The organism is Gordonia paraffinivorans, assembly GCF_900683595.1.
GTDB lineage: Bacteria > Actinomycetota > Actinomycetes > Mycobacteriales > Mycobacteriaceae > Gordonia > Gordonia paraffinivorans.
The window spans coordinates 771,180-796,885 of the sequence record NZ_CAACYD010000005.1 but is presented as its reverse complement, the minus strand read 5'-3'; the positions used below and the strand labels follow the sequence as shown (position 1 = coordinate 796,885).

Annotated in this window: 19 protein-coding genes and 1 pseudogene; 13 read left to right on the top strand and 7 right to left on the bottom strand. The window is 70.0% G+C overall.

Translation table 11 applies throughout. The features are described from left to right. The first annotated feature begins 7 nt into the window (after window positions 1-7). The 4 genes from E1P53_RS05800 (at window position 8) to E1P53_RS05785 (ending at window position 8,330) form a co-directional block, all read left to right on the top strand. Complete coding sequence (locus E1P53_RS05800) at window positions 8-4,753, top strand: NAD-glutamate dehydrogenase (RefSeq protein WP_131733691.1); 4,746 nt, start codon at window positions 8-10, stop codon at window positions 4,751-4,753. A 106-nt stretch (window positions 4,754-4,859) separates the two neighbouring features. Further along, window positions 4,860-7,115, top strand: coding sequence for a molybdopterin-dependent oxidoreductase (locus E1P53_RS05795; RefSeq protein ID WP_131733690.1), 2,256 nt, complete (start codon window positions 4,860-4,862; stop codon window positions 7,113-7,115). A gap of 58 nt (window positions 7,116-7,173) precedes the next feature. After that, the gene (locus E1P53_RS05790; RefSeq protein WP_109237688.1) at window positions 7,174-7,644 is read left to right on the top strand and encodes an acyl-CoA thioesterase; all 471 of its coding nucleotides are present in this window, start codon (window positions 7,174-7,176) and stop codon (window positions 7,642-7,644) included. Continuing rightward, window positions 7,644-8,330, top strand: a complete 687-nt coding sequence (locus E1P53_RS05785; RefSeq protein WP_131733689.1) for a DUF8010 domain-containing protein — start codon at window positions 7,644-7,646, stop codon at window positions 8,328-8,330. Before E1P53_RS05790 ends, E1P53_RS05785 begins: the two co-directional genes overlap by 1 nt. Before the next feature lie 5 nt (window positions 8,331-8,335). Here E1P53_RS05785 and E1P53_RS05780 read toward each other — a convergent pair whose 3' ends face one another. Both E1P53_RS05780 and E1P53_RS05775 read right to left on the bottom strand, forming a co-directional pair. Then, window positions 8,336-10,636 (bottom strand): glycoside hydrolase family 13 protein, encoded by a 2,301-nt coding sequence (locus E1P53_RS05780; RefSeq protein ID WP_131733688.1) that lies wholly within the window; start codon window positions 10,634-10,636, stop codon window positions 8,336-8,338. Between the two features lie 143 nt (window positions 10,637-10,779). Next, window positions 10,780-11,202 (bottom strand): globin, encoded by a 423-nt coding sequence (locus tag E1P53_RS05775; protein ID WP_040526082.1) that lies wholly within the window; start codon window positions 11,200-11,202, stop codon window positions 10,780-10,782. A gap of 129 nt (window positions 11,203-11,331) precedes the next feature. Here E1P53_RS05775 and E1P53_RS05770 point away from each other — a divergent pair, with 129 nt between their 5' ends. The 3 genes from E1P53_RS05770 to E1P53_RS05760 all read left to right on the top strand — a co-directional run bounded on the left by E1P53_RS05770 (window position 11,332) and on the right by E1P53_RS05760 (window position 12,818). Then, window positions 11,332-11,940, top strand: a complete 609-nt coding sequence (locus tag E1P53_RS05770; RefSeq protein ID WP_006898450.1) for an HNH endonuclease — start codon at window positions 11,332-11,334, stop codon at window positions 11,938-11,940. Between the two features lie 139 nt (window positions 11,941-12,079). After that, window positions 12,080-12,334 (top strand): aa3-type cytochrome oxidase subunit CtaJ, encoded by a 255-nt coding sequence (gene ctaJ / locus E1P53_RS05765; RefSeq protein WP_006898451.1) that lies wholly within the window; start codon window positions 12,080-12,082, stop codon window positions 12,332-12,334. After that, window positions 12,321-12,818, top strand: a complete 498-nt coding sequence (locus tag E1P53_RS05760) for a DUF5130 domain-containing protein (protein WP_006898452.1) — start codon at window positions 12,321-12,323, stop codon at window positions 12,816-12,818. Before ctaJ ends, E1P53_RS05760 begins: the two co-directional genes overlap by 14 nt. A 110-nt stretch (window positions 12,819-12,928) precedes the next feature. On the opposite strand, the gene E1P53_RS05755 is transcribed toward E1P53_RS05760, so the two are convergent. Next, window positions 12,929-13,999 (bottom strand): fatty acid desaturase family protein, encoded by a 1,071-nt coding sequence (locus E1P53_RS05755; protein WP_131733687.1) that lies wholly within the window; start codon window positions 13,997-13,999, stop codon window positions 12,929-12,931. 153 nt (window positions 14,000-14,152) lie between these two features. Then, complete coding sequence (locus tag E1P53_RS05750; RefSeq protein ID WP_131733686.1) at window positions 14,153-15,577, bottom strand: cation:dicarboxylate symporter family transporter; 1,425 nt, start codon at window positions 15,575-15,577, stop codon at window positions 14,153-14,155. 215 nt (window positions 15,578-15,792) lie between these two features. Here E1P53_RS05750 and E1P53_RS05745 point away from each other — a divergent pair. Beyond that, window positions 15,793-16,824 (top strand): annotated as a pseudogene (locus tag E1P53_RS05745) (sensor histidine kinase); the annotation flags it as partial. Next, complete coding sequence (locus tag E1P53_RS05740) at window positions 16,821-17,501, top strand: response regulator (RefSeq protein ID WP_040526083.1); 681 nt, start codon at window positions 16,821-16,823, stop codon at window positions 17,499-17,501. The pseudogene E1P53_RS05745 and the gene E1P53_RS05740, both read left to right, overlap by 4 nt. A 31-nt stretch (window positions 17,502-17,532) precedes the next feature. On the opposite strand, the gene pepN is transcribed toward E1P53_RS05740, so the two are convergent. Together pepN and E1P53_RS05730 are read right to left on the bottom strand one after the other, a co-directional pair. Further along, complete coding sequence (gene pepN / locus E1P53_RS05735; protein WP_131733685.1) at window positions 17,533-20,121, bottom strand: aminopeptidase N; 2,589 nt, start codon at window positions 20,119-20,121, stop codon at window positions 17,533-17,535. Between the two features lie 38 nt (window positions 20,122-20,159). Beyond that, window positions 20,160-21,353 carry a TetR/AcrR family transcriptional regulator gene (locus tag E1P53_RS05730; RefSeq protein WP_131733684.1) on the bottom strand — a complete coding sequence of 398 codons (1,194 nt, stop codon included), beginning with the start codon at window positions 21,351-21,353 and terminating at the stop codon, window positions 20,160-20,162. Window positions 21,354-21,604: 251 nt separating this feature from the next. Here E1P53_RS05730 and E1P53_RS05725 point away from each other — a divergent pair, with 251 nt between their 5' ends. Then, on the top strand, window positions 21,605-22,222 hold the full coding sequence (locus E1P53_RS05725) for a mycothiol-dependent nitroreductase Rv2466c family protein (RefSeq protein ID WP_131733683.1): 618 nt from the start codon (window positions 21,605-21,607) through the stop codon (window positions 22,220-22,222). Between the two features lie 32 nt (window positions 22,223-22,254). Here the strand turns inward: E1P53_RS05725 and E1P53_RS05720 are convergent, their stop codons facing one another. After that, window positions 22,255-23,280 (bottom strand): M48 family metallopeptidase, encoded by a 1,026-nt coding sequence (locus E1P53_RS05720; protein ID WP_006898460.1) that lies wholly within the window; start codon window positions 23,278-23,280, stop codon window positions 22,255-22,257. Window positions 23,281-23,302: 22 nt separating this feature from the next. Here E1P53_RS05720 and E1P53_RS05715 point away from each other — a divergent pair, with 22 nt between their 5' ends. From E1P53_RS05715 to E1P53_RS05705, 3 genes are all read left to right on the top strand, one after another. After that, a complete protein-coding gene (locus E1P53_RS05715; RefSeq protein ID WP_006898461.1) occupies window positions 23,303-23,782 on the top strand; it encodes a ribose-5-phosphate isomerase in 480 nt (159 codons plus the stop codon). A 3-nt stretch (window positions 23,783-23,785) separates the two neighbouring features. Next, a complete protein-coding gene (locus E1P53_RS05710; RefSeq protein WP_131733682.1) occupies window positions 23,786-24,589 on the top strand; it encodes an Fpg/Nei family DNA glycosylase in 804 nt (267 codons plus the stop codon). Window positions 24,590-24,674: 85 nt separating this feature from the next. Next, window positions 24,675-25,622 carry a PE-PPE domain-containing protein gene (locus tag E1P53_RS05705; RefSeq protein WP_131733681.1) on the top strand — a complete coding sequence of 316 codons (948 nt, stop codon included), beginning with the start codon at window positions 24,675-24,677 and terminating at the stop codon, window positions 25,620-25,622. Window positions 25,623-25,706 lie beyond the last annotated feature (84 nt).

The following is a 25,706-nucleotide window of genomic DNA, read 5'->3' as shown; positions in this document are numbered from 1 at the left end:
CGGCGATGTGACGTCACTCGTGCCGGACGCGGTGAAGCACTACTTCAGGTCCCGGGCCGAAGGCTCGGCGATCGAGAGCGCTGCCGGGCAGGTGGTGCGTCACCTCCCGACGGCGGGACGCCGCGGTCCCGGGGAGATCATCGTCGACGTGACCGTCGGCGAGTCCGACTCGGTCGAGATCGTCGTCGTCAACGACGACATGCCGATGATGGTCGAGGCGGTCCTGGCGACCGTCGAGGCCCACGATCTCTCGGTCGAGCGGATGGACCACCCGGTGATGCCGGTCCGCCGGGACGCCGACGGGCAGATCGAGACCGTCGACGATGTGGACGGCGCGGTCTGGGAGTCCTGGATCTTCGTCGGCACCCATGCAGGTCTGCACGGGGTCGACCCGCAGCGGCTGCGGGCCGATCTCGTCGACGTCGTAGCCCGCGTCGCCGACGTCGATCGGGACACCTCACGCATGAAGGCCCGCATGACGACGGCCGCCACCGAGATGTCCGTCGCCCCGATGCGGGAGTCGACCGGCATCCGCAACACCGACCGGTACGAGTACGGCAAACTTCTCGAATGGTTCGCGGGCAACCACTTCCACCTGTTCGCCTACACCCGCGTGGGGTCGGACGGGCCCGCGGACGCCGACGAACGACTCGGGGTCTGGCGTTCGGACGCGGTCAACCGCGACTTCCCGCCGATCACGGCTCCGCCGCTACTGCCGCGGGCCGGCCGGGTGTTCCTGGTCACCGGCATCCAGAGATCGAACTTCCCTGTCCTACTGCAGATCCCGACGTTCGACAGTCACGGCAACTACGACGGCGAGCATCGCTTCCTCGGCACCCTGACCTCCGCGGGACTGCACCAGACCGTGCTCGACGTCCCGGTGCTGCGCACCAGGGTGCACGACGTGCTCGTCCGCTCCGGGGTCGAGGAGGGCTCCTACGTCGGGCAGTCGATGATCGAGCTCCTGCAGACCTATCCGCTGGTCGAGATGTTCGCCACCTCCACCGACGAACTCGCCCGGCGCATCCGCGAGATGCTCGACGCGGTGTCCACCCGTTCACTGCGCCTGTTCGTGCGCACGACCGTCGACAACCGCTCGGCGATCGCCCTGATCTACCTTCCCCGGGACCGCTACAACACGCAGACGCGCCTCGCCCTGCAGCGGGTGCTGCGCGAAGAGCTGAACGGAACCGCGGTCGAATACACCGCACGGATCAGCGAGACGCCGCTCGCGCTGCTGCAGGTCATGGTCTGCGTCGATCCCGAATCCGCCGAGCGGCTCGGTTCTCTCGAGACGGGGTCGCCGGGGCACGCCCGGCTGCAGGCGAAGCTCGCCGCCGCGATCCGCAGTTGGGACGAACGGGTCCGCGAGATCGTCACCGGCATCGAGGACCTGCCGCGACGGGTGGCCGGGGGACCGGACCTCATCCTGCGACAGCTGTCCTCGTTGTCGGCCGACTACAAGGAGCTCCGCGGGCCGCGGCAGGCGGTGGACGACCTGATCCGGGTCGTCGCCCTCGAACCCGGCGAGATCGACGTGACCCTCGAGGAGGTCGACACCGGCGACGTCGAGCCGGCCGAACGATCCCGATGGCGATTCACGCTCTATCTGTGCGGGGAGTCCGCGACCCTCACCGATGTGCTGCCGGTGTTGCACAGTCTCGGTCTCGAGGTCCTCGACGAACATCCCTACGACATCCACCGAGCAGACGGAACACCGTGCTGGGCATATGAATTCGGGGTTCAGCTCGCCGAGGGGATGTCGGTCGACGCCGACCATTCCGATGACCTCGACGAGCGGTTCACCATGGCGTTCCGACAGATCTGGGCCGGCGCCGCCGAGGTCGACGCCTACAACGAACTGATCATCCGCTGCGGTCTGGACTGGCGGTCGGCGGCCATGCTGCGGGCCTACGGCCAGTACCTCAGGCAGTGCGGATTCTCCTACAGCACAAGTCATGTCGCGACCGTGCTCGGACAGCACCGGTCGATCGCGCGCGGACTCGTGGAGCTCTTCGTCGCCTCCTTCGACCCCGCATCGGCCGACGAGGAACGGCGTACGAGGGCCCAAGAGCACCTCCACGCCGACATCGGGGCCGTGCTCAACCTCGACGCCGACCGCATCGTGTCGGCGTTCGCCGCGGTCATCGAGGCCACCTCCCGCACCAACTACTTCGTCACCGACGACACGACCGGGGACTTCCGTCCGGTCATGTCGTTCAAGCTGCGTCCCCGCGAGATCCCGCAGACGCCCCAACCGCGCCCGCTGCACGAGATCTTCGTCTACTCGCCGCGAGTCGAGGGCGTGCACCTTCGTTTCGGCGCGGTGGCCCGCGGAGGTCTGCGCTGGTCGGACCGCAGGGAGGACTTCCGCACCGAGGTCCTCGGCCTGGTCAAGGCGCAGGCCGTCAAGAACGCGGTCATCGTGCCGCTCGGCGCCAAGGGCGGATTCGTCGTCAAACGACCGCCGGCGGCCACCGGCGACCCGGCGAGAGACCGCGACGCCCAGCGGACCGAGGGCATCGCCTGCTACCGCCAGTTCATCGCCGGGCTCCTCGACATCACCGACAACATCGACCGCGCGACCGGCGAGGTCGTCGGCGCCCGCGGCGTCGTGCGTCGAGACGCCGACGACACCTACCTGGTGGTGGCGGCCGACAAGGGCACCGCGTCGTTCTCCGACATCGCCAACGAGGTGGCGATGTCCTACGGATTCTGGCTGGGCGACGCCTTCGCCTCCGGCGGTTCGGCGGGCTACGACCACAAGGCGATGGGCATCACCGCGCGCGGCGCCTGGGAGTCGGTGAAACGGCACTTCCGCGAGATGGGCGTCGACACCCAGTCGCAGGACTTCACCGTCGTCGGCATCGGCGACATGAGCGGCGATGTCTTCGGCAACGGGATGCTGCTCAGCGAGCACATCCGACTCGTCGCGGCCTTCGACCACCGGCACATCTTCGTCGACCCGGAACCCGACGCGGCACGCTCCTACGCCGAGCGGCGGCGATTGTTCGAGTTGCCGCGGTCGTCGTGGGCCGACTACGACGCCGAGCTCATCAGCCCGGGCGGCGGGGTGTGGTCGCGGGAACGCAAATCGATCCCGATCAGCCCGCAGATGGCCGCCGCGCTCGGCATCGAGGACGGGGTCGAGGAGATGTCGCCGCCGGAACTGATCCGCGCCATCCTCCTCGCGCCGGTGGACCTGTTGTGGAACGGGGGCATCGGCACGTACGTGAAGGCGTCGACCGAGTCGAACGCCGAGGTGGGCGACAAGTCGAACGACGCGATCCGCGTCGACGGAAACCAGGTGCGGGCCAAGGTGATCGGCGAGGGCGGCAACCTCGGCGTCACCGAGCGCGGGCGGATCGAGTTCGACCTCGCGGGCGGCCGGATCAACACCGACGCCCTCGACAACTCGGCGGGCGTCGACTGTTCCGACCACGAGGTCAACATCAAGATCGTGCTCGACGCGGCGGTCTCCACCGGCGAGCTCGCGCCTGAGGAACGCGACCCCCTGCTGGAGTCGATGACCGACGAGGTCGCCGATCTCGTTCTCGCGGATAACATCTCCCAGAACTCCGAGCTGGGCTTCTGCCGCGCCTTCGAGCTCGACCGCGTCGAGGTGCACGCCAGCATGCTGCAGTTCCTCTCCCGCGAACGCGGCGTCGACCTGAGACTCGAGGCGCTGCCGACGCCGCGGGAGCTGCGCAAGCGGCTCGCCTCGGACCTGCACCGCGGCCTCACCTCGCCCGAGTTCGCGACCCTGATGGCGCATGTGAAGCTGCAGGCGAAAGCGGACCTGCTCGACTCCGACCTGCCCGACAACGACGTCTTCGCGCCGCGGGTCGCCGGGTACTTCCCGCAGGCGTTGCGCGAGCGGTTCGCCGACGCCATCGCCGGACACCGGCTGCGGCGCGAGATCGTGGCGACCTCCCTGGTCAACGAGGTCGTCGACCGGGCGGGTGTCACCCATCTGTTCCGGCTGGGCGAAGGGAGCGGCTGCACGACCGAGGAGGGCGTGCGCGCCTACGTGGTGGCCGCCGAGATCTTCGGCACGACCGAGCTCTTCGAGAGAATCCGGCACGCGCCGGCGCCGGTGGCGGTCGTCGACGAGATGATGCTCTACGCGCGTCGGCTGCTCTTCCGGGTGTCGAGGTGGTTGCTGGCCTTCCGCCCGCAGCCGCTCGCGCTGGCCGCCGAGATCACGCGCTATGCCGAGCGGGTCCGGCACCTGAGCAGCGTCGCCGAGCAGTGGTACGGGGAGAGTTCGCGGCGCGACGTCGCCGACCGGGCCGAGGGATACATCGAGAAGGGCGTGCCGCACGACCTCGCGCACGACGTCGCCGGGAGCCTGCACCGATTCTGCCTGCTCGACATCATCGACGCCTCCGACATCGCCGAACGCGACCCCGAGGAGGTCGGGGAACTGTACTTCGCGGTGATGGAGCACTTCGGCCTCGAGGAGCTGCTCACCGCGGTGTCCGAACTCGAGTACGGCGACCGCTGGCACGCACTGGCCCGGCTCGCGTTGCGCGACGACATGCATGGTGCGCTGCGGGCGCTGACGCTCAAGATCCTCGAGGTCAGCGAACCCGACGAGCCGACCGGGGACAAGATCGCGGAGTGGGAGGCCTCGCAGGCCAGTCGGCTCAGCCGTGTGCGGGGCGTGCTGCAGGAGATCGAGGAGACCGGCACACTCGACCTCGCCACGCTCTCCGTGGCGGCGCGCCAGCTGCGCAGCGTGATCCGCTGACGCCGGAGCCGTCTCGGTTGTCGTCCGGTATCCCGGGGCGCCGGATGCATGTCGCCGCATGGGCGAATCGACCATGCGCACGGCCCCGGCGTCCTAGCCTGGACCCATGACCCCGCGCACCGCCCCGAGGATCTGTCCGCTGTGCGAGGCGACCTGCGGGCTGACCCTCGTCGTCGATCGGCGACCCGGCGGGCACGGCGAACACGTCAACGGCGCCCGCGGCGACGCCGAGGACGTGTTCAGCCACGGATACATCTGCCCGAAGGGCGCGACGTTCCCGCAACTGGACAACGACCCGGATCGGCTCGAGATGCCGCTGGTCAGACGCGACGGCGTCTTCGTCGAAACCGGCTGGGACGAGGCGCTGGCGCTGGTGGTCGATCGGCTGCGTGTCGTGATCGACACCCACGGCGGATCGGCGGTCGGCCTCTACCTCGGCAACCCGTCGGCGCACACCCTGGCCGGCACGATGTACGCGCCGATGCTCGCGCGAGCGCTCGGCACCCGCAACGTCTTCTCCGCCGGCACGCTCGACCAGATGCCCAAACAGGCCGCGGTCGGGTACCTCTTCGGCCACGCCGGGACATTCGCCGTGCCCGACGTCGACCGCACCGACCACCTCGTCGTCATCGGCGCCAACCCCGTCGTCTCCAACGGCAGCATGACCACGGCCGCCGACTTCCCGGGCAAGCTCAACGCACTGCGGCATCGCGGCGGTCGGCTCACGGTGATCGACCCGGCACGCACCCGGACCGCACGCCTCGCCGACACCCACATCGCACCGCGACCGGGAACCGACGCCGCGCTCCTGGCCGCCGTCGTGGCATGCCTGTTCGAGGAGGGACTCGTCGCCGACGATCTCGGCGGCATCGGCGAGTTCGTCCTCGGCGTCGACGAATTACGCAGGGAGATAGCCGATCTCACTCCGGAACGGGTGGCGGCGTACTGCGATGTTCCCGCCGGCGAGATCCGCCGGCTCGCCCGGGACATCGCGGGGGCGCCGACCGCGGCGGTCTATGGGCGGATGGGCACCAGCACCGTCGAGTTCGGCACCCTGGGCTGCTGGCTGATCGACGTGGTGAACATCCTCACCGGCAACCTGGACCGGCCGGGCGGGGTGATGTTCCCGACCGCGCCCACCGCTCCTGCGCCGCGACCGCCCCGGCCCGGCAAGGGATTCCGCACCGGACGGTGGCGCAGCCGGGTGTCGGGTCACCCGGAGGTGGCGGGGGAGCTGCCGGCGGTCGCGATGGCCGAGGAGTTGGAGACCACGGGCGAGGGGCGGCTGCACGCGCTGGTCACCGTCGCGGGCAATCCGGTGCTGTCGGCTCCCGACGGGGCGCGACTGGCCGCGGCACTCGACGCCGCCGAGCTCGTCGTCTGCATCGACCCGTATCTCAACGAGACCACCCGCCACGCCGACGTAATCCTGCCGCCGCCCCGACCGTCGCAGAGCCCGCACTTCGACGCTGTCCTCAACAACCTCGCGGTGCGCGCGACGGTCCGGTACTCGCCGCCGGTGCTGCCGCTGCCGGACGGACGGCCCGACGAGATCGGGATCGTCGCCCGGCTGATCCTGGGACTCTCCGGAGTGGGCGTCGACGCCGACCCCGGCCTCGTCGACGAACAGGTCATCGCCGCGACCCTCGCGAAGGAGGTCCGCGATCCGCATTCCCCGGTCGCCGGTCGCGACGTCGACGAACTGGTCGGCATGCTTCCCGACGCGCCGGGACACCGGCGGCGGCTGGACATGATGCTGCGGCTCGGGGCCTACGGGGACGCCTTCGGCGCACGTGACGGGCTGACGTTCGCCGACGTGCTCGCCGCGCCGCACGGCATCGACCTCGGACCCATGCGGCCGCGGCTGCCCGGCATCCTGCGGACGGCCTCCGGGAAGGTCGAGCTGGCACCCGATCCGCTCGTCGGCGACCTCGCGCGCCTGCGGGGCGCCGTCGACTCGGGGTCGGGGACCGAGCCGGGGTCGTTGCTGCTGGTCGGGCGGCGGCACCTGCGCTCCAACAACAGCTGGATGCACAACCTGCCCGCCCTGCGCGGCGGCACCAACCGCTGCACCCTGCAGATGCATCCGCAGGATGCGGCGCGGCTGGGCGTCGACGGGATGGCGACCGTCCGCGGGCCGGGCGGCGCGCTGACGGTCCCGGTGGAGATCACCGACGACATCCGGCCCGGGGTGGTGTCCCTGCCCCACGGGTGGGGACACGACGACGCCGCAACGCGACTGGCCGTCGCCGCCGACGACCCCGGGGTCAACGTGAACGCCCTCAACGACGGGTCGCGACTCGACCCGCTCTCGGGCACCGCGGTCCTCAACGGGCTGCCCGTCGAGATCGCGCCCGCATAGCGGCACCGGCGCGGCGGCCGCGCCCGCACCCGCCGCGCCGGTGCGTAGGGTTGGGACCGTGCTCAACGAGGATTCCGGAATCGCCACCGCCGACGGCTACGTGGTCGAGGTCCCGGTGCGCTGGTCGGACATGGACGTCTACCAGCACATCAACCACGCCCGTATGGTCACCCTGCTCGAAGAGGCCCGCATCCCGTGGCTGTTCCTCGACGGACGCCCGACCGCGCCGCTGCGCGACGGGTGCCTGGTCGCCGACCTGCACGTGCGGTACCAGGCTCAACTGCGCCACTCCGAGGGCCCGCTGAAGGTCACGATGTACGTCGAGCGTCTGCGTGCCGTCGATTTCACCGTCGGCTACGAGGTGCGCGCGGCCGGTGCGGCGCCGGACTCCAAGCCGGCGGTGGTCGCCCGCACGCAGCTGGTCGCCTTCGACGTCGACGCGCAGCGCGTCACCCGGCTCACCCCGGAGCAGAAGGAGTATCTGGGCTCGTTCCGGCGGGACGCCGACGGCGCGGGCTCGGCGCGCTGATGGAACGTTTCGTCGAGATCGCCGCTTCGGACCGGGGCAACGCCTCGGCCTTCCTCGCCCACGCCCGACGCCTCGACGACGCCGCGGTCGTGCGCGTCGCCTCGCGTCCCGACGGGCTGCTCGCACTGTGGACCCACACCGGTTTCGAGGTGCTCGCGACCCGGGCGGTCACCGGCCGGGTGGCTCCCGCCGATCTCGTCTGCGATGCGACGACGTTGTACACCGCGCTCAGCGCGTCGGCGCCGGGGGAGCCGGTCGATCCGGGATTCTCGCTCGACAGTGCCTGGCGCGGAGCGCTTCCCACGACGGTCGGCTATCGCCACGTCGACGACGTCCCGGCGCGCAGCATCGTCGAACTCGCCAGGGAGGGCGCACGGGTCGCGCGCGAGCAGGGAAGCGCCCACGGACCTGCGACCGGGCTTCTCGACCAGGACGTCCTCGAGGTCGGTTCAGAGGACGGCACGCTGACGGCCGGTGTCACGATGCGCTCCGTCTTCGCCCTCACCGCAATGGGTTTCATCCGCGACCGCGACGGCCGGGCGGTGACCGAGACCTCGCCGACCGAGCTGATCGACGAGGCCGAGCCAGTCCGGATCCGCTTGTCCGCGGCATGGATCCGCATCGACGCCCGGTTCGGATCGATCTACCAGCGGCGTCACCGCGATCTCTCGGTGACGGTGCTCTGAACGACTCAGACCAGCCAGGCGGCCGAATCCGGGGCCAGCATCCCGTCGACGAGCGGCGAACTGATCAGCAGCAGCTCACCCGGGGGCAGCGGCACCGGTTCCTCGCCTGCGTTGAGCGCGCATACGAGGAGCCCCTCGTCGCGACGGAAGGCGAGGCAACCCTCGGGGGCTCCGTACCACTCGACCCGGTCGCCTGCGAATTCCGGACGCCGGAAACGCAGTTCGATGGCCGCCCGGTACAGCGACAGCATGGAGCCGACATCCTCGAGCTGGGACTCGACGGTCAGTGACCGCCAGGACTCGGGAATGGGCAACCAGGTGTCGGGGGAGGTGCTGAAGCCGAAGGGCGGCTCGGTGCCCTGCCACGGGATCGGGACACGGCAGCCGTCGCGCCCGCGTTCGGTGTGACCCGACCGCTCCCACACCGGATCCTGCAACGCCTCGTCGGGCAGGTCGTCGACGTTCGGCAGGCCGAGTTCGGCGCCGTTGTAGACGAAGACCGTGCCGGGCAGCGCCATCTCGACGACGATCATCGCCCGGGCGCGACGTGTGCCGCGTTCCAGGTCGAGTTCGCCGGTCGCGGGATCCACGGGCGCGTAGCGGGTGACCTCCCGCGCCACATCGTGATTGGAGAGGGTCCACGTGGGAGTGCCCGAGACCGACAGGACGGCGTCGAGCGAGTTCTCGATGGCCTCGCGGATCGCACCGGCCTCGAACGGCGCCTTGGCCAGGCGGAAGTTGAAGCCCAGGTGCAGCTCGTCGGGTCGCAGGTACTCGGCGAACCGCTCGTTGTCGTCCACCCAGATCTCGCCGACGTTCGCCGCGCCCGGGTACTCGTCGAGGACCGCGCGGATCTTGCGGTGGATGTCGTGAACCGCATAGTTGTTGAACCGCGGATCGTCGTCGTCGTTGCTCAGCAACACCGCATTCGACAGATCCATGTCGGGCAGGTCGGCCGGCTTGGCCATCCCGTGCGCGACGTCGATGCGGAATCCGTCCACGCCCCGGTCGAGCCAGAAGCGCAGCGTCTGCTCCAGATCCGCCCAGACCTCCGGGTTCTCCCAGTTGAGGTCGGGCTGCTCGGGGGCGAAGATGTGCAGGTACCACTGGCCGGGGGAGCCGTCGGGCTCGGTCACCCGCGTCCAGGCCGGTCCGCCGAAGATGCTGTGCCAGTTGTTCGGCGGCTCGTCGCCGTTCTCCCCGCGTCCGTCGCGGAAGATGTAGCGCTCCCGTTCCGGGCTACCCGGCCCGGCGGCCAGCGCGGCGCGGAACCATTCGTGCTGATCGCTGGTGTGGTTGGGGACCAGGTCCATGGTGACGCGGATGTCGCGGTCGTGGGCCTCGGCGATGAGGGTGTCGAAGGTCTCGAGATCGCCGAAGAGCGGGTCGATGTCGCGCGGGTCGGACACGTCGTAGCCGTGATCGGCCATCGGCGAGCGCATGATCGGGCTCAGCCAGATCGCGTCGACACCAAGGAGTTCGAGGTAACCGAGCCGCTGGATGACACCGTTGAGGTCGCCCACGCCGTCGCCGTTCGAATCCGCGAACGACCGGGGGTAGATCTGGTAGAACACCGCGGACTTCCACCAGGTGTCGTCGCGCGGATCGAGCTGCCCGGCGACGCGAGGGGCGGGAACGATCGCGGTATCCGTTGCGGGGCCGGGGAGGTCGGTGCCTGCGTGAGCGGTGCCGAGATCTCCTGTGCCGAAATCGCCTGTGTCGGCATGGTCGGTGCCGGCGACTGCGGCGTCGGGCCCGGGGTCGCCGGCGGCGTCGAGGTCGGCCTCGATCGCCTCGTCGTCGAGCGCGTCGGCTTCCGGAGCATCGCCCTCGAGGGCGACGGTGTCGCCCGAAACGGTGTCGAGAGTGCTCGTCTCGGGTGTGGCGGCGTCGCCGGAGTCGTCGCCCGCCGCCTCGTCGACCGGCGTGAACTCGCTGTCGTCGGTTGCGGGATACGCCGGGGTCGACAGGTTGTCGTCGGATGCGAGATCGGCCGGCGCGGAGTCTGCCTCGACGGCGTCGTCGGCGGCAGCGCCGGTGATGTCGCCGGCCGCGTCGTCATCCGCGTCGGCGGGGGCGTCGGAAGTGTCCTGTCCGGCGGTCTCGAGCGTGGCCGCGGACTGCTCACCCGCGGTGTCGGCGGCCGGGACGTCCTCGGCCGCCGGACCGTTCGTGGCCTCGTCGGCGTCCGAGTCGTGCTCAGAGACCGGCGTGCCCGCTACGTCGGTGTGTGCGCCGTCGGGCTGACCCCCGTCAGATGGCTCGGCGGGGACAACATCTCGTGTCTCATCGCTCACCGTGGTCATTCTGCCCTAACGGTGTTCACCGCCGGATACACAGGTCAATCGGCGCGTCGTCGGCGTGTCGTCCGTTCGGGATGCGAATCGCCCCCTGTTCGGCGAGGACACCCCGGAGGTCGTCGCCCCCGGAGAACCCGGGACGGGCGAGCTCAGATGGGGGAGTTCATCATCGACTGCGCGGCCATCTCCATGTAGTCGACGAGGGCCTGCCGGTGCGGGGGATCGAGCGTCTCGTCGTCGATCGCGGCGATCGCGGTGTGCATGCACCGCAGCCACGCGTCGCGCTCGATCGGGCCGATGCGGTACGGGTGGTGGCGCATCCGCAGTCGGGGGTGTCCGCGCTCCTCGGAGTAGGTGCGCGGCCCGCCCCAGTACTGCTCGAGGAACATCCGCAGGCGTCGCTCGGCGGGGCCGAGGTCCTCTTCCGGGTACAGCGGCCGCAGCACCTCGTCCTTGGCCACCTCGGCGTAGAACACCTCGGTGAGCCGACGGAACGTCTCGGCCCCGCCGATCTCCTCGTAGAAGCTGCGGGGCGGCTGGGTCTGGGAGCTGTTGCCGGTCACAGCCGCCATTGTCCTCACGCGGTGCCGGGGCCTCAACGTGGCCTGCGTCGTGCCGGGCGATTTCTGCTGCGCGAAATCGGCCTCCGTGGTGAACTGTGCTGGTCAGCCTGTTGCAAGACAGTCCCGTCGGGAGGTCGGATGACACACCGATCACACAGCAAGACACATCAGGTGACACATCTGCACGGTCCGGATTCGTCCGATCCGGAGGCCGAGCACGCTCCGCGGACGTGGGCACGCCGCCGGGTGCTGCTCCTCAACGCCACCTATGAGCCCCTGAGCGCGGTCACGATCCGGCGCGCGGTGGTGCTGATGCTGCGCGGGCGGGCCGACCTGGTTCACGCCGACGAGTCGGGCGAAGCGCTGCGCTCGGCGGCCACCGCGGTCCCGGTGCCCACTGTCATCCGGTTACGTCAGTACGTGCGCGTCCCGTACCGCGCGTCGGTGCCGCTCACGAGGGCCGGACTCATGCGCCGCGACCGGTTCCGCTGCGGGTACTGCGGCAGGCCCGCCACCACCATCGACCACGTGGTGCCGCGCAGCCGCGGCGGCGCCCACACCTGGGAGAACTGCGTCGCCAGTTGCGCCTCCTGCAACCACCGCAAGGCCGACCGCCTGCTCAGTGAACTGGGGTGGACCCTGCGGACCCGCCCGGCCGCGCCGAAGGGCCGGCACTGGGGGCTGTTGGCGGCCGTCGAGGACATCGACCCGGCGTGGATCCGATACATGGGCGCCGGGGCGGCATGAGGTCGGACAAACCACATCGGGACCGTCTACGACGCGCTGTAGGGGTCGGTGCACCGGGCGCGGTGTTGTGGGCTAGATTGATGAACGATGACCTGCGCCGACAACCGGGCGGGTCCGGCGCGACCATCGAAAGGGTGACATGGACATCGACAGCCTGATCGTCCCCATCGGAGTGCCAGTCACGATCGTGACGGTGCTCTTCGTCGTGCTCTGCATCGTCTCGATGGTGTTCTCCGGCGGGGTCAAGTACCCGGAGGTCAAGGAGTACACCCTCGACCAGCGGTGGGAGCGCGATCCGCTTCTCTTCAGTGCCACCGACATCGAGCCGATGGCACTTCCGCGACATGTGGAACCCGGCGATCTGGATGGGAGCACGGCAAGTGGCAAGTGGTGAGGTTTCGCACGCGAACGTGAGTGCAGAGGTCGCGGCCCGGTCGGCGGCCGAGCTGCCCGAGGGCACTGTCATCACCAACAGCGGACGCATCTCGGCGGCCCGCTTCCCGGGTGACGCCCCGTCGACTCCGCCCTTCAGCAAGAAGGAGCTCATCGCTCTCGACGACACGCTGAAGGCCGCCAGCGAGAAGGCCCTCGTGCGCTTCTCGGTCTACATCGGCGACCTCGCCGGCGACGATCTCGAGGCCAGCGCCCGCCAGATCCTCGCGAAGGCCCCCGAACCGGCATACGGCACGCTGATCGCCGTCTCGCCGAACACTCGCGACGTCGTCATCGTCTCCGGCAAGGAGGTGTCGAGCCGCGTCAACGACCGTGTCGCAGCGCTCGGTGTCACCGCCGCGGTGAGCGCCTTCCGTCAGGGCAACCTGATCGACGGCCTGATCGCCGCGCTGCGCGTGATGTCCACCGCCGCCGCGGCGAACTGACGCCTCGGCCCAGAGTTCCGAAAGGGGCCGCTCCACCACGTGGTGGAGCGGCCCCTTTCGTGTCGCCGGTCGGGGTCCTCGTCGGTCGGGGACGCCGGAGAGCCCGCGGGTCAGCGGTACATGCGCACGAGCGGGCAGGTGAACGGATCGCGGTCGCCGAGCCCGACCTGGTTGAGGTACCGGATGACGATTCCGTACGACCCGAGCAGCGATGTCTCGGTGTAGGTCACCCCGTGGCGTGCGCAGTGTGCGCGGACGAGCGGGCGGACCTTCGCGAGGTTGGCGCGCGGCATGCTCGGGAAGAGGTGGTGTTCGATCTGGTAGTTGAGCCCACCCATCATGAAGTCGGTGAACCGGCCGCCGCGGATGTTACGCGACATCAGCACCTGTCGACGGAGGAAGTCGACCCGCATGTCCTTCGGCACGAGCGGCATGCCCTTGTGGTTGGGGGCGAACGACCCGCCGAGCAGCAACCCGAAGACGCCGAGCTGGACGACGACGAACGTCACCGCCTGCGCGGGTGACATCACCAGGAACGGGATCACGAACCCGGCGGTGAGTCGGAGGACGATCAGCGACGTCTCGACCGCGCGATGCGGCACGGGTGTCCGCGCCGCGAGGCCTTGGAGGCTCGCCACGTGGAGCGCGGCGCCCTCGAGGGTCAGCAACGGAACGAAGAACCAGCCCTGATGCCGGGTGAACCACCCGTACACGCCCGAGCGCCTCGAAGCGGTCTGCGGTGTGAAGGCGATCGGACCGTCTGCGATGTCCGGGTCGACGCCGATCTGGTTCGGCCCCTTGTGGTGGCGGTTGTGCTTGTGGCGCCACCAGTGCAGCGACAGACCCGCACCGGCACCGGCGAGCAGGCGGGCGGCCCATTCGTTGGCAGCCGTCGAGGAGAACATCTGGCGGTGTGCGCCGTCGTGGCCGAGGAACCCGAACTGGGTGCTGATGATCGCGAGCGCGACGGCGGGCAGGAGCTGCCACCACGTGTCGCCGAGCAGGATCACCGCGGTCCAGGCCCCGACGAACGCGAGAACCGTCAGGGTGATGCGGGCGATGTAGGAGCCGCGGCGCCGATCGAGCAGCCCGGACGCCCGGACCTCGGCGGCCAGCTCCGTGTAGGAGCTGGTGAATGTCGTCGATGTGTCGCGCGGACGCGACACCGATGCAAGGGACAAGAGTGCGTACCTCTGGCCTTCTGATTGTTGCCGGGTACGCCGTCAGGGATCGGTCGTTACGTCAGACCGGGCGCGTCACGAGAGACTGGATCGCCGATGCGATGAATCACGGGGCACCCCTCATCATGCCAGAGATGACCGTGCGAGGCCCGCTCAGCGGCCGGCCGGCAGTTTCTCCGGTTCGGCGGAGGTGATGGGGTGGGGGTCGTCGTCGACCATGTTCGACTCGTCGAACGGGTCGCGACCCGACAGCACCTCGTCGATCCGGTCCTTGTCCATCGTCTTGGTCCAGGAACCGACGAGCAGGGTCGCGACGGCGTTCCCGGAGAAGTTCGTGACGGCGCGTGCCTCCGACATGAACCGGTCGATGCCGACGATCACGCCGACGCCGTCGAGCAGCTCGGGCCGGTGTGCCTGCAGGCCCGCGGCAAGTGTCGCCAGCCCGGCCCCGCTGACGCCGGCGGCGCCCTTGGAGGCGATGATCATGAACGCCAGGAGCCCGATCTGCTCGCCCACCGACAGCGGGTCGCCCATGGCGTCGGCGATGAACAGCGAGGCCATGGTCAGATAGATCGCGGTGCCGTCGAGGTTGAACGAGTACCCGGTCGGCACGACCACGCCGACGGTCGTCTTCTGCACGCCGAGGTGCTCCAGTTTCGCGATGAGGCGGGGGAGCGCCGACTCCGACGACGAGGTGGCGAAGATCAGCAGGTACTCGCGGGCGAGGTAGCGGACCAACCGGAAGATGGACACCCCGGCGATCACCCGCAGCATCACCCCCAGGACGCCGAACACGAAGACCAGACACGTCAGGTAGAAGGCCAGCATGAGGGTGGCGAGCTGTCCCACGGCGGCCCAGCCGGTCTGCCCGACGACGTTGGCGATGGCCCCGAACGCGCCGATCGGGGCCACCCACAGGACCATGGTGAGGATCTTGAAGACCAGCTTCTGCAGGTAGGACACCGTGCGCAGGATAGGATCGCCGGTGCGTCCGAGCGCCTGGATCGCGAAGCCCACCAGCAGCGCCACGAACAGCGCCTGCAACACGCTGCCGTCGGTGAGCGCCGACACCAGCGACGTGGGGATGATGCCCTGGATGAACTCGATGGTGCCGCCGGCCTCGTGGGCCGTGTCGGCCAGTTTCGCGCCCTCGCCGGACGTCGACGAGATGTCCAGTCCCGTACCGGGACTGATGACGTTGCCGACGACCAGTCCGATGCCCAGCGCCACGGTGGACATGACGAGGAAGTAGGCGAACGCCAGGCCGCCGACCTTGCCGACCGTCGCGGCCTTGCGGACCGAGCCGATGCCCAACACGATCGTGCAGAAGATGACCGGTGCGATCATCATCTTGATCAGCCCGACGAAGGTGGTGCCCAACCAGCCCAGGCTCTTGCCGGTCTCCGGCGCGACGAGGCCCACCACCACGCCCGCGATCACCGCGACGATGACCGCGATGTAGAGCCAGTGCGTGCGGTCGCGCTTCGGCTTGGGCGGCACGTACTCCTCGGCTGGTGCGTCGTGCCGGGGGTCGGGCTGGTCGGCCGGGGTGTCACCGGGTCTGGCGTCGACGTTCATCAGCTCTGCTACTCCTCATGCGCCGGGACGCCCCGTGCAGGGGCATCTGGCCGGGTGTCGTCGGTGACTAGGATTGTGGACCTGCGCGGTGACGGCCGTCACGGTTCTGTTCATTACGTTCACGCGTAGCGGGAAATGACCGCAACGGGACCGACCGAAACATGAGCGGGGGTCGAGGCATGCGGTGGTATCCGCGGACGCTTGCCGGTCAGGTGGCCGCGCTGCTCACCGCGGCCGGCGGGGTGTGGTGGATCCGGAGGCGGTTGATGCGTCAGACCGGCGGTCTGGCGCCGGACGAGCTGCGACTCATGTACGACCATCACGCCGCGGTGCTCCGGGCGGTGCGCGAGGGCCTCGTGGTGGTCGAGGACGGCCGGGCCGCCTTGGTGAACGACGAGGCGCATCGGCTCCTGGGTGTCGGAACCGGCACTCCCGCAACCGAATTGCCCGACCTGCTCGCCGCCGGTGATGCGGTGACCGACGAACTGTACGTGGAGGGAGGCCGCGTCCTGCTGGTCAGCAGGTCGCCGGTCTCCGGTAGACGCGGCTCCGCCGTCGTCACCGTCCGCGACCGGACCGAACTGGCCGAGACGCTGGGCGAACTGGATTCGATGACCAGGTTCGCCGAGGCGTTGCGCTCGCAGGCGCATGAGTCGGCGAACAGGTTGCACACCCTGGTGGCGCTGGTCGAGATGGGGCGTCCGGAGGAGGCGGTCCGCCTCGCGACCACGGAACTCGAACTCTCCCAACACCTGATCGACCGGATGACGGCGGTGGTGGCCGAACCCGCTCTGGTGGCGCTGCTGCTCGGCAAGAGCGCACAGGCGGCCGAGCGGGGCATCGCCTTCTCGCTGACCGAGGAGTCGCAGGTCAGCGACGAAGCGACCCAGATCCTCTCGCCCGGTGAGATGATCACCGTCGTGGGCAATCTCGTCGACAACGCCATGGAGGCATGCGATCCGGCGGACCCGTGGGTGGAGGTGGGCATCGTCGGGGACCACCGGGCGCTGGAGATCGTCGTCGCCGACAGCGGGCCCGGCATGGACCCGGAGACGTTCGACCGGGCGACCACCCGCGGATACTCCACCAAGACCGGCGGCGACGAGGCCGGCCGGGGCCTGGGACTGGCTCTCGTCGCCCAGGTGGTCGCGCGGCATCGTGGGACGCTGACCGCGGCGAACACCTACGGCTCGGTGGTGACGGTCCGCGTCCGGGCCGATCGTGAAGGTCTCGGGGCGACGAGTTGATCCGGGTGCTCATCGTCGAGGACGAACCGGTCATCGCGCAGGCGCATCGCGAATACCTCGGCCGGATCGGCGGTTTCGAGGTCGTGGACGTGGTCGTCACCGCTCAGGAGGCGATGCGCGTCGCACGTGGGGGACGGGTCGACCTCGTGTTGCTCGACCTCGGGCTTCCCGACGCCCGCGGGCTCGATCTCGCCGGCGCGTTGTCCGGTGTCCGCCCCGCCCCCGACATGATCGCGATCACCGCGCAGCGGGACCTGCAGAGCGTGCGCGACGCGATGTCGCGCGGAGTGCTCCTCTATCTGCTGAAGCCGTTCACGTTCGCGGCGTTCCGGGAGAAGATCGAGCAGTATCTGCGCTATCGGGAGGCGCTCGCAGCCGACACCGATGCGGTCAGCCAGCGCGACGTCGACCGCGCGCTCGCGGAGTTGCGCACCGGGGACTCGCGGCGGTCGACCGCTGCCGGGGCAGCGGCGGAGACCCGGGATGCGGTGGGGCGCGCGGTGCGCGACAGCGCGGACGGTCTCACCGCCTCGGAGGTCGCGCGTGCCGTCGGGACCTCGCGCGTCACCGCTTGGCGCCACCTGGAACGGCTGGCCGAGGATCGCGTCGTCGACCGCGACACCCAGTACGGTTCGGCCGGTCGCCCGCAGGTGCGGTACCGGTGGCGGCGTCGCTGACCGCCACCGGCACCACGGAGGTGTGCCCGGACTACTGGTGCTGCGCGTCGAACTCGCGCGCCCGCATGGATCGGGCCACGCCGTCGCGGCCCTCCGAGATCAGGCGCTTGAGGGCCGGCGGGTGGTCGGCGGCGAGGAACTCGTCGGCGAGGTCCAGCGCGCGCTGTGTCAGCGCCCAGTTCGGGTACAGGCCGACGACGACCGTCTGGGCGACCTCGCTGGACCGACGTGCCCAGACCTCGGGGACGGCCTCGAAGTACTTCGCCACGTAGGGTTCGAGCAGCTCGCCCTGGCCCGGCCGGGCGAAGCCCTCGATCATCGTGCGGGTGAAGATGTTCGACGCGGTGTCGTCCTCGATCGCCTGTTTCCACGCCGCTGCCTTGGCCTCGGGCAGGGGACGGGCGGTCCGGGCGGCGGCCGCCTGACGGGTGCCGGTGGCCGTGTTGTCGCGCTCGGCCTCGGCATCGATGGTCGGGGTCGAGGCCGGATCCGGGTCGATGGCCCCCGCGGTTGCGAGGGCACGCACCAGCTTCCAGCGCAGATCGGTGTCCACCGACAGTCCGTCGAGACCGACCACGGCCGGGTCGGTGCCGTTGAGCAACGAACGTGCGACGTCGACCTGGTCGTCGTTCAGGCGGCCTGCCAGCCAGGTGTTGACGAAGGCCAGCTGATGGTCGGAGCCCGCCTCGGCGCCGCGTGCCAGCTCCAGCAGGCGGGAGCTGAACCCGGGACGGCCGACGCGGTCGGCCCACCCGGGATCGGCGTAGGACTCGATCGCGGTGGTGGCCTGCATCAGCACGCGCTGGACGACGCCGATCTCGGTCTCCGCGGCGATCCCGCGCTGCACGAGTTCGACGAAGTCGCGTGCCCGCATCTCGGCCTGACGCGTCATCTCCCAGGCCGCAGACCACACGAGCGTGCGCGGCATGGAATCGGTGATGTCGGCGATCCGGGCGGTCGCGGTCGCCAGCGACTGCGGGTCGAGGCGGATCGAGGCGTAGGTCAGGTCGCCGTCGTTGAGGAGGACCAGATCGCCGCGGTTGACGCCGACGAGATCGGCGACGTCGGTGCGCTCGCCCTCGACGTCGAGCTCGACGCTGTGGGTCTGCTCGATGCGCCCGGAGCCGTTGTCGGCGTAGATGCCGACGCGAAGGCGGTGGACACGGGTCTCGCCGGCGCCCGGGGCGGCACCGTCCTGGACGATGGTGAAGCGGGTGAAGGCGCCCGAGTCGTCGACCTCGAAGTCCGGACGCATCACGTTGATGCCGGTGGTCCGCAGCCACTGGTCGCCCCAGTCGGACAGATCCCGGCCGGACGAGCGCTCCAGCGCGCCGAGCAGATCGGAGAAGGTCGCGTTGCCGAAGCGGTGTGCGGCGAAGTACTCGCGCAGGCCGGCGAGGAAGTCCTCGAGGCCGACGTAGGCGACGAGCTGCTTGAGGACCGAGGCGCCCTTGGCGTAGGTGATGCCGTCGAAGTTGACCTCGACCGCGGCGATGTCGGGGATGTCGGCGGCGACCGGGTGGGTCGACGGCAGCTGGTCCTGCCGGTAGGCCCAGGACTTCTCGACGTTGGCGAAGGTCGTCCACGCGTTGGTGTACTCGGTGGCCTCCGACTGGCACAGCACCGACGCGAAGGTCGCGAAGGACTCGTTGAGCCACAGGTCATCCCACCACTGCATGGTGACCAGGTCGCCGAACCACATGTGCGCCATCTCGTGCAGCACCGTCTCGGCGCGACGCTCGTACAGGTACTTGGTGACGCGGGAGCGGAAGACGTAGTCCTCGAGGAAGGTCACCGCGCCGGCGTTCTCCATCGCACCCGCGTTGAACTCGGGGACGAAGAGCTGGTCGTACTTGCCGAAGGCGTAGGGGATGCCGAAGTTCTTGTGGTAGAACGCGAATCCCTGCTTGGTCTCGGTGAAGAGACGCTCGGCGTCCATGAACTCCGCCAGCGAGGCGCGGCAGTAGATGCCCAGCGGGATGTCGCCGTGCTCGTCGGAGTAGACGTCGGTCCACTCGGCGTACGGGCCGGCGATCAGGGCGACGAGGTAGGTCGACATCGGCGCCGTCTCGCGGAAGCGGTGGACCCCCGGCTCGGCGGCGGCGTTCTCCACGTGCGCCGCGTTCGAGATGACCTTCCAGTCCTCCGGCGCCGTCACCGTCAGGGTGTAGGTGGCCTTGAGGTCGGGCTGGTCGAAGCAGGCGAACATCCGCTTGGCGTCGGCGGTCTCGAACTGCGAGTACAGGTACACCGCGTCGTCGGTCGGGTCGACGAAGCGATGCAGCCCCTCACCGGTGTTGGAGTACGCGCAGTCGGCGACCACGGTCAGCGTGTTCTCGGACTTCAGCCCGGGCAGGGTGATGCCCTTGGACTCGTCGAAGTCGGAGACGTCGAGTTCGACGCCGTTGAGCGTCGCGGAGTGCAGCGTCGGGGCGACGAGGTCGATGAAGGTCTCGGCACCCTCGGTCGCGGTGAACGTGACCGTCGTCGTGGAGCGGAACGTCGTGGTGCCCGGTGCGCCGTTCCCGTCGGTGAGGTCGAGTTCGATCTGGTAGTTCGACACGTCGACGATCTCGGCGCGTTCGCGGGCCTGGTCTCTGGTGAGGTTCGGAGCAGTCACCCGGCCAGCTTATCGACGGTTGCCGCACGCGGCCCGTCTCAGCGCCGGTGGATGAGCTCGTCGGGCAGCAGGATCGCGTTCGCCAGCGCGATCAGGTCCGCCGCGATGTGTGGACGGGCGCGCAGATCGGGAGCGCCGATGACGTCGCCGACCACGCCGACATAGAGGTTCGCCAGCGCATCGGCGTCGTCCTTGGACAGCGACGGAACGCGACCGCGCAGGGCCGCCACCCACTCGTCCATGATCTCGCGTCGTCCCGTCGCGAGCAGCTCCTGGACGTCGGCGGGCAGGTAGACGGTGTCGCGGGAGTAGATCGGGACGAGCCGTCCGTGGACGCCCAGCACCTGACGCACGTGGCAGTCGACGAGGGTGTCGAGCTCCTCACCCGGGGCCGATCGCGCCAGGGCGTCGGTGAAGGTGTAGAGCGCACCCTCCAGTCCGCGGACCAGGATCGCCTCGAGGATCTCGGTCTTCCCGGGCACCAGGTGATAGAAGGTGGCGACCGAGATGCCGGCGGCATGGGCGATGTCGTCGATGCGGACGTCGTGGAAACCGCGCTGCGCGAAGAGATTCGACGCGGCGTCGAGGATGCGTTCCCGGCGTCCGGCTGGGCGCCGGGCGTGCCCCGGGCGCGAGGTGTCGTCGATACGGGCCGAATCGGCCTCGGGCAGCGCGCACCCGATCACCGACCGCGCGACCGCCCGCTGGATCTGCATCAGCCGCGCGGGCGTCATCCGGCCGCGGGTCCCGGTGGTGTTGGAGTACACCGACAGCACCGCGAATCCGAGGAAGCGTGCGTCGTCGTGGGAGAGCTCCGGCCGGAGCACGGCGATCTTGTCCGCGATGTAGTCGCTGTAGGCGACGAAGTGGCCGAGCATCTCCGCGAACTGCTCGGGGTGGAGGTGCTGCTGCTCGCGGCGCCACAGGATGGCGACGTCGTGGTTCGCGGTCAGGTCGCCGAGGCCGCCGAGGAACAGGCCCAGGGCCTCCTCCGGTGTGCGACCGAGGGTCTCGGCCTCCGCGTGCAGCCGGCCGACGAGGTCGACCTGCGACCGCAGCGCCTGCACGAGGATGTCGTGCTTGTCGTCGAAGTGGCGATAGACCGCGGGTCCGGTCAACCCCACCGCGGCGCCGATCTGTTCGATGCTCACGTTGCGGTAGCCGGACGCGGTGAACAACTCGGTGGCCGCCCTGATGATCTGGTCGGCGCGCTGACCCCGGTTCGCGGACATGGCCTACCTCCGGACGCGTGGACGAGTCACTGGTGCTCGTGTTCGACGTTAACGCCGATTCCGTCGTTTTTCTGTCGCACGTTCGAAGTCACCTGCGGAGACGGCGGCCCGGGTTCACGGGAAAACCTCCGCTCGATCCGGTGTTGACCCTCGGTGACACGCGGCGCGGAGTAGGTTCGGAAATCGCGCCGCACAACCCGGTCGGGCCGTGGCGGCACGACCGGTTCGCACACACTCTCGAGAGGACGACGATGTCAGAGCAGGCCGCAAGAGACCGTGTCGATTTCTGGTTCGACCCGTTGTGCCCGTGGTGCTGGATCACCTCGCGGTGGATCCTCGAGGCCGAGAAGGTCCGCCCGATCGACGTGAACTTCCACATCATGAGTCTCGCGGTGCTCAACGAGGGCAAGGAGATCCCCGAGGAGTACCGGGAGGCGCTGGCCGGGGCCTGGCGCCCGGTGCGCGTCATCGCCGCGGCGGCCGCGCAGAAGGGCGAGGAGATCCTCGCGCCGCTCTACACCGCGATGGGCACGCGGATCCACAACGAGGGTGTCAAGGACTTCGACGAGGTGATCGCCGGTGCGCTCGCCGAACTCGGCCTCGACGCGAAACTCGCCGAGGCCGCCGACTCCGAGGAGTTCGACGAGGCGATCCGCCGGAGCCACCACGAGGGCATGGACAAGGTGGGCGACGACGTGGGCACGCCGACGATCCACGTGAACGACGTCGCCTTCTTCGGCCCGGTGCTGTCGCGCATCCCCCGCGGCGAGGACGCGGGCAAGGTCTGGGACGGCGCCCTCGCCCTGGCGTCGTACCCGCACTTCTACGAACTCAAGCGAACCCGCACCGAAGGGCCCCGATTCGACTGACGGCCAACGCCGATCACGAGTCGAGGTCCCGCTCAGAATCTGGGCGGGGCCTCGAGTCCGTTCGGGAGGGAACCCGGTGTGACCGCGGCCGGATGCGGCGGCTGGGGAACGTCGACCACATTCCCGCTGCCGACGCCCCGCACGATCCGCCGGGGGCGCAGCCACATCGCCCCGGCGCGGGTGCGGTCCCGCAGCGCCGCGGCCCGCCAGGTGAGGACCGGATGGGTCGACAGCAGGTTGACCAGGTGCACGAAGAATCCGCGCTCGTGGGTCGCGCGGTCGGCGAACTCGTCGAAGTCGACCGCGGACAGCATGTACTTGCCGGCGGCGAGGACCCCGATCGCACCGGGCGCCCCCGACGGGCGCGCGTAGTAGCCGTAGTTGTCGGCGGTGTACTCCTGCGCGCGTGACAGCGCGCCGCCGAGGATCGGGATGCTCATGCCGAACACGGTCGTGAGCTGGCGCCAGTACGAGGTGTGGCCGGCCGCGATGTGGCCGACCTCGTGGGCGATGACGAACTCCAGCGCCTCGGGATCCCGTGCCGCGCCGCCGATCTCGAACAGGTCGGAGTAGACGACCACGAACCGGCGGAAGCCGTGCCCGGAGGCGAACGCGTTGATCTGACCGTTGCCCAGGACCACGTACGCGTCGGGCACGTACTCCAGGCCGAATCGCGCGGCGGCCTCGACGAGCATCCGGTAGCCCTCGGGGAACTGGGTCGGCGTCATCTGGACCCCGTTGACCCGGGGCTGCGCGTAGGTGATGCCGCGGATGACGAAGAGCAGCGCGGGAAAGGCGAGTACGCCGAGCAGGTACTCGTGGAGCGTGCCCAGGGCGACCAGCGCGATGATCACCGCGTAACCCACCACGGTGGTGGCGATGACGATCACGAGCGCCGGGATCTCCCACGGATGCAGCTGCGGACGCGCGGCATACCGTGCCGCGCGCAGCCAGCGGCGCGTGGGGTCGGGCGGCCCGGAGGGGAGCGGGTCGGCGACCCCTGGCACGTTCGGGATCGGGTTCGTCTCGGGTCGGGGGATGGGCGCAGGAGAGTCCACGGGCCCAATCTATAGTCGAGCCATGCGTGTCTACCTCGGTGCCGACCATGCCGGATTCGAACTCAAGAACCAGATCGCCGACCATCTGAGGGCGAACGGCCACGAGGTGGTGGACTGCGGCGCCCACGTCTACGACGCCGCCGACGACTACCCGGCGTTCTGCATCGACGCGGCCACCCGGACGGTCGCCGACCCGGGCAGCCTGGGCATCGTGCTCGGCGGCAGCGGCAACGGCGAGCAGATCGCGGCCAACAAGGTCCCCGGCGCCCGCTGCGCGCTCGCCTGGAGCGTCGAGACCGCACAGCTCGCACGCCAGCACAACAACGCACAGCTGATCGGCATCGGCGGCCGCATGCACTCCACCGAGGAGGCCCTCGCCATCGTCGACGCGTTCCTGTCCACCCCGTGGTCGAACGAGGAGCGCCATCAGCGTCGCATCGACATCCTCGCCGAGTACGAGCGCACCGGCGTCGCCCCCGAGGTTCCGCAGCCTCCGGCCTGATCGGTGCCCGAGGGCCACACTCTGCACCGGCTCGCCCGCCGGCAGCAGCGACTCTTCGGTGGGCAGCGCGTTCGCGTGAGCAGTCCCCAGGGGCGGTTCGCCGACGGTGCGGCCGCGGTCGACGGCATGACGTTCCACGCCGCCGAGGCGTGGGGGAAGCATCTCGTCCACCGATACCGCGACGGTGACACCGAACGGATGGTGCACATCCACCTCGGCCTGTACGGCGCCTTCACCGAACTGGCCGCACCGATCCCGGAACCGGTCGGCCAGGTGCGGATGCGGATCGCCACCGAGGAGGCGGCCGCCGACCTGCGCGGCCCCACGGCCTGTGAGATCTACGGGCCCGCCGATCTCGAGGCACTCATCGCACGTCTCGGTCCGGACCCGTTGCGGCGCGACGCCGATCCCGACCGGGCCTGGGCGTCGATCGCTCGGTCGGAGCGTCCCATCGGCGCCCTGCTCATGGACCAGAAGGTGGTCGCCGGGGTCGGCAACGTCTACCGCGCGGAGATCCTGTTCCGGGCCGGCATCGACCCGATGCGCGCCGGTCGGCGGATGGCGCGCGAGGAGTTCGACGCGCTCTGGCAGGACCTGGTCGGGCTGATGAAGGTGGGCGTGCGGAGAGGGCGTATCCACGTGGTGCGTCCGGAGGACGATCACGGCGCGCCGGCCTACGCCCCGGACCGTCCCCGCACCTATGTGTACCGGCGCGCAGGTGAGCCGTGCCGGATCTGCGGGACGCCGGTCATGATGACCGAGCTCGAGGCCCGCAAGCTCTATTGGTGCCCGGTCTGCCAGACCTGAGCACGCACCGCCGGTCGCGTCGCCGACGAGCTCTCAGCCAAACCACAGCGGCGGTGCGGGTGGACTCTCACCCGCGCCGTGGACCATGGGGCGGGTGAGACCGACCTCCGTGCATGCCCGTCCCGCCTCGCCCGCCGTCACCGTGTTCGTCGTCGGCGGGACCGGTGAGTCCCACCTCGGCGACCGCCGGACCGAGGTCACCGGGTTGCTGTCCGGGGTCGCCGACGTCCTCGACGAGCGGTTCGCCTGTCGCTGGGTGGGCTATCCGGCCAGCTACGGACCCGCGCCCGAACCCGGCGGGATGAGCTTCGCCGACAGCGTGGCGATCGGTGCCGCCCGGCTCGCGAGCCTCCTCGCGGTCTCGGCGGGAACCGTTGCGCTGGTCGGCTATTCGCAGGGGGCAGTGGTCATCCGGACGGCGCTCGCCGCCCTGGCCGACTGCGGGGACGACGTGCTGGGGCGCATCCTCGGGATCGGCTTCGTCGCCGACCCCCATCAGCCTCCCGGCGCGGTGCCCGGTTGTGACGGGTGGGGTGTCGCGGGGCCGGGGGAGCCGCTCCCGCCCGGCATCCCGGTGATCTGGGTCGGCGCCCCGGACGACATGATCTGCAACGCCCGGCCCGACTCGCTCGTGCGTGACATCGCGGACCTCACCCGCGCCATGGCGGCGGGAACCGCCGGTCGCTGGTTGCGAAGCGCCTGGGGAACCCTTCGCCGCAACGACCTGCAGAATGCCGACCGCACCGCCGTGCGGCCGTCGCAGTGGCGTCGCGACGTCGGGCGCCTCGCGTCGGCCTGGTGGGAGATCCGCTGCTACCTCCCCGGCGCGCTGCGGTTCGCCGGACGGAATTGGGTCAACGCTCCGGGCGGACGCCACACCTCGTATGGGCACGAGCCGTACCGCCGGGACTCGGTGACCGATCCGGCGACGACCGGATGCCAGGTGGTCGCCCACTGGTTACAGGTCCGGGCGACCTTCACCGCCGCGGACACCTCGGTCGACGGCTGCCGCCCACCGCCCGCGGCGGCGTGATCGGCTGACCACATCGGGTTGGGCGGCACATCGAAAGGCGCAGGGCCGGTCACCTGCTGGTGACCGGCCCTGCGCCGATGATCG

What these genes read in the sequence shown, in the direction of transcription:
- E1P53_RS05795 (WP_131733690.1), top strand. Translation starts at nt 4,860, where the DNA reads ATGACCCCGCGCACCGCCCCGAGGATCTGTCCGCTGTGCGAGGCGACC.
- E1P53_RS05785 (WP_131733689.1), top strand. Translation starts at nt 7,644, where the DNA reads ATGGAACGTTTCGTCGAGATCGCCGCTTCGGACCGGGGCAACGCCTCG.
- E1P53_RS05780 (WP_131733688.1), bottom strand. Translation starts at nt 10,636, where the DNA reads ATGACCACGGTGAGCGATGAGACACGAGATGTTGTCCCCGCCGAGCCA.
- E1P53_RS05775 (WP_040526082.1), bottom strand. Translation starts at nt 11,202, where the DNA reads ATGGCGGCTGTGACCGGCAACAGCTCCCAGACCCAGCCGCCCCGCAGC.
- E1P53_RS05770 (WP_006898450.1), top strand. Translation starts at nt 11,332, where the DNA reads ATGACACACCGATCACACAGCAAGACACATCAGGTGACACATCTGCAC.
- ctaJ (WP_006898451.1), top strand. Translation starts at nt 12,080, where the DNA reads ATGGACATCGACAGCCTGATCGTCCCCATCGGAGTGCCAGTCACGATC.
- E1P53_RS05750 (WP_131733686.1), bottom strand. Translation starts at nt 15,577, where the DNA reads ATGAACGTCGACGCCAGACCCGGTGACACCCCGGCCGACCAGCCCGAC.
- E1P53_RS05730 (WP_131733684.1), bottom strand. Translation starts at nt 21,353, where the DNA reads ATGTCCGCGAACCGGGGTCAGCGCGCCGACCAGATCATCAGGGCGGCC.
- E1P53_RS05725 (WP_131733683.1), top strand. Translation starts at nt 21,605, where the DNA reads ATGTCAGAGCAGGCCGCAAGAGACCGTGTCGATTTCTGGTTCGACCCG.
- E1P53_RS05715 (WP_006898461.1), top strand. Translation starts at nt 23,303, where the DNA reads ATGCGTGTCTACCTCGGTGCCGACCATGCCGGATTCGAACTCAAGAAC.
- E1P53_RS05705 (WP_131733681.1), top strand. Translation starts at nt 24,675, where the DNA reads ATGGGGCGGGTGAGACCGACCTCCGTGCATGCCCGTCCCGCCTCGCCC.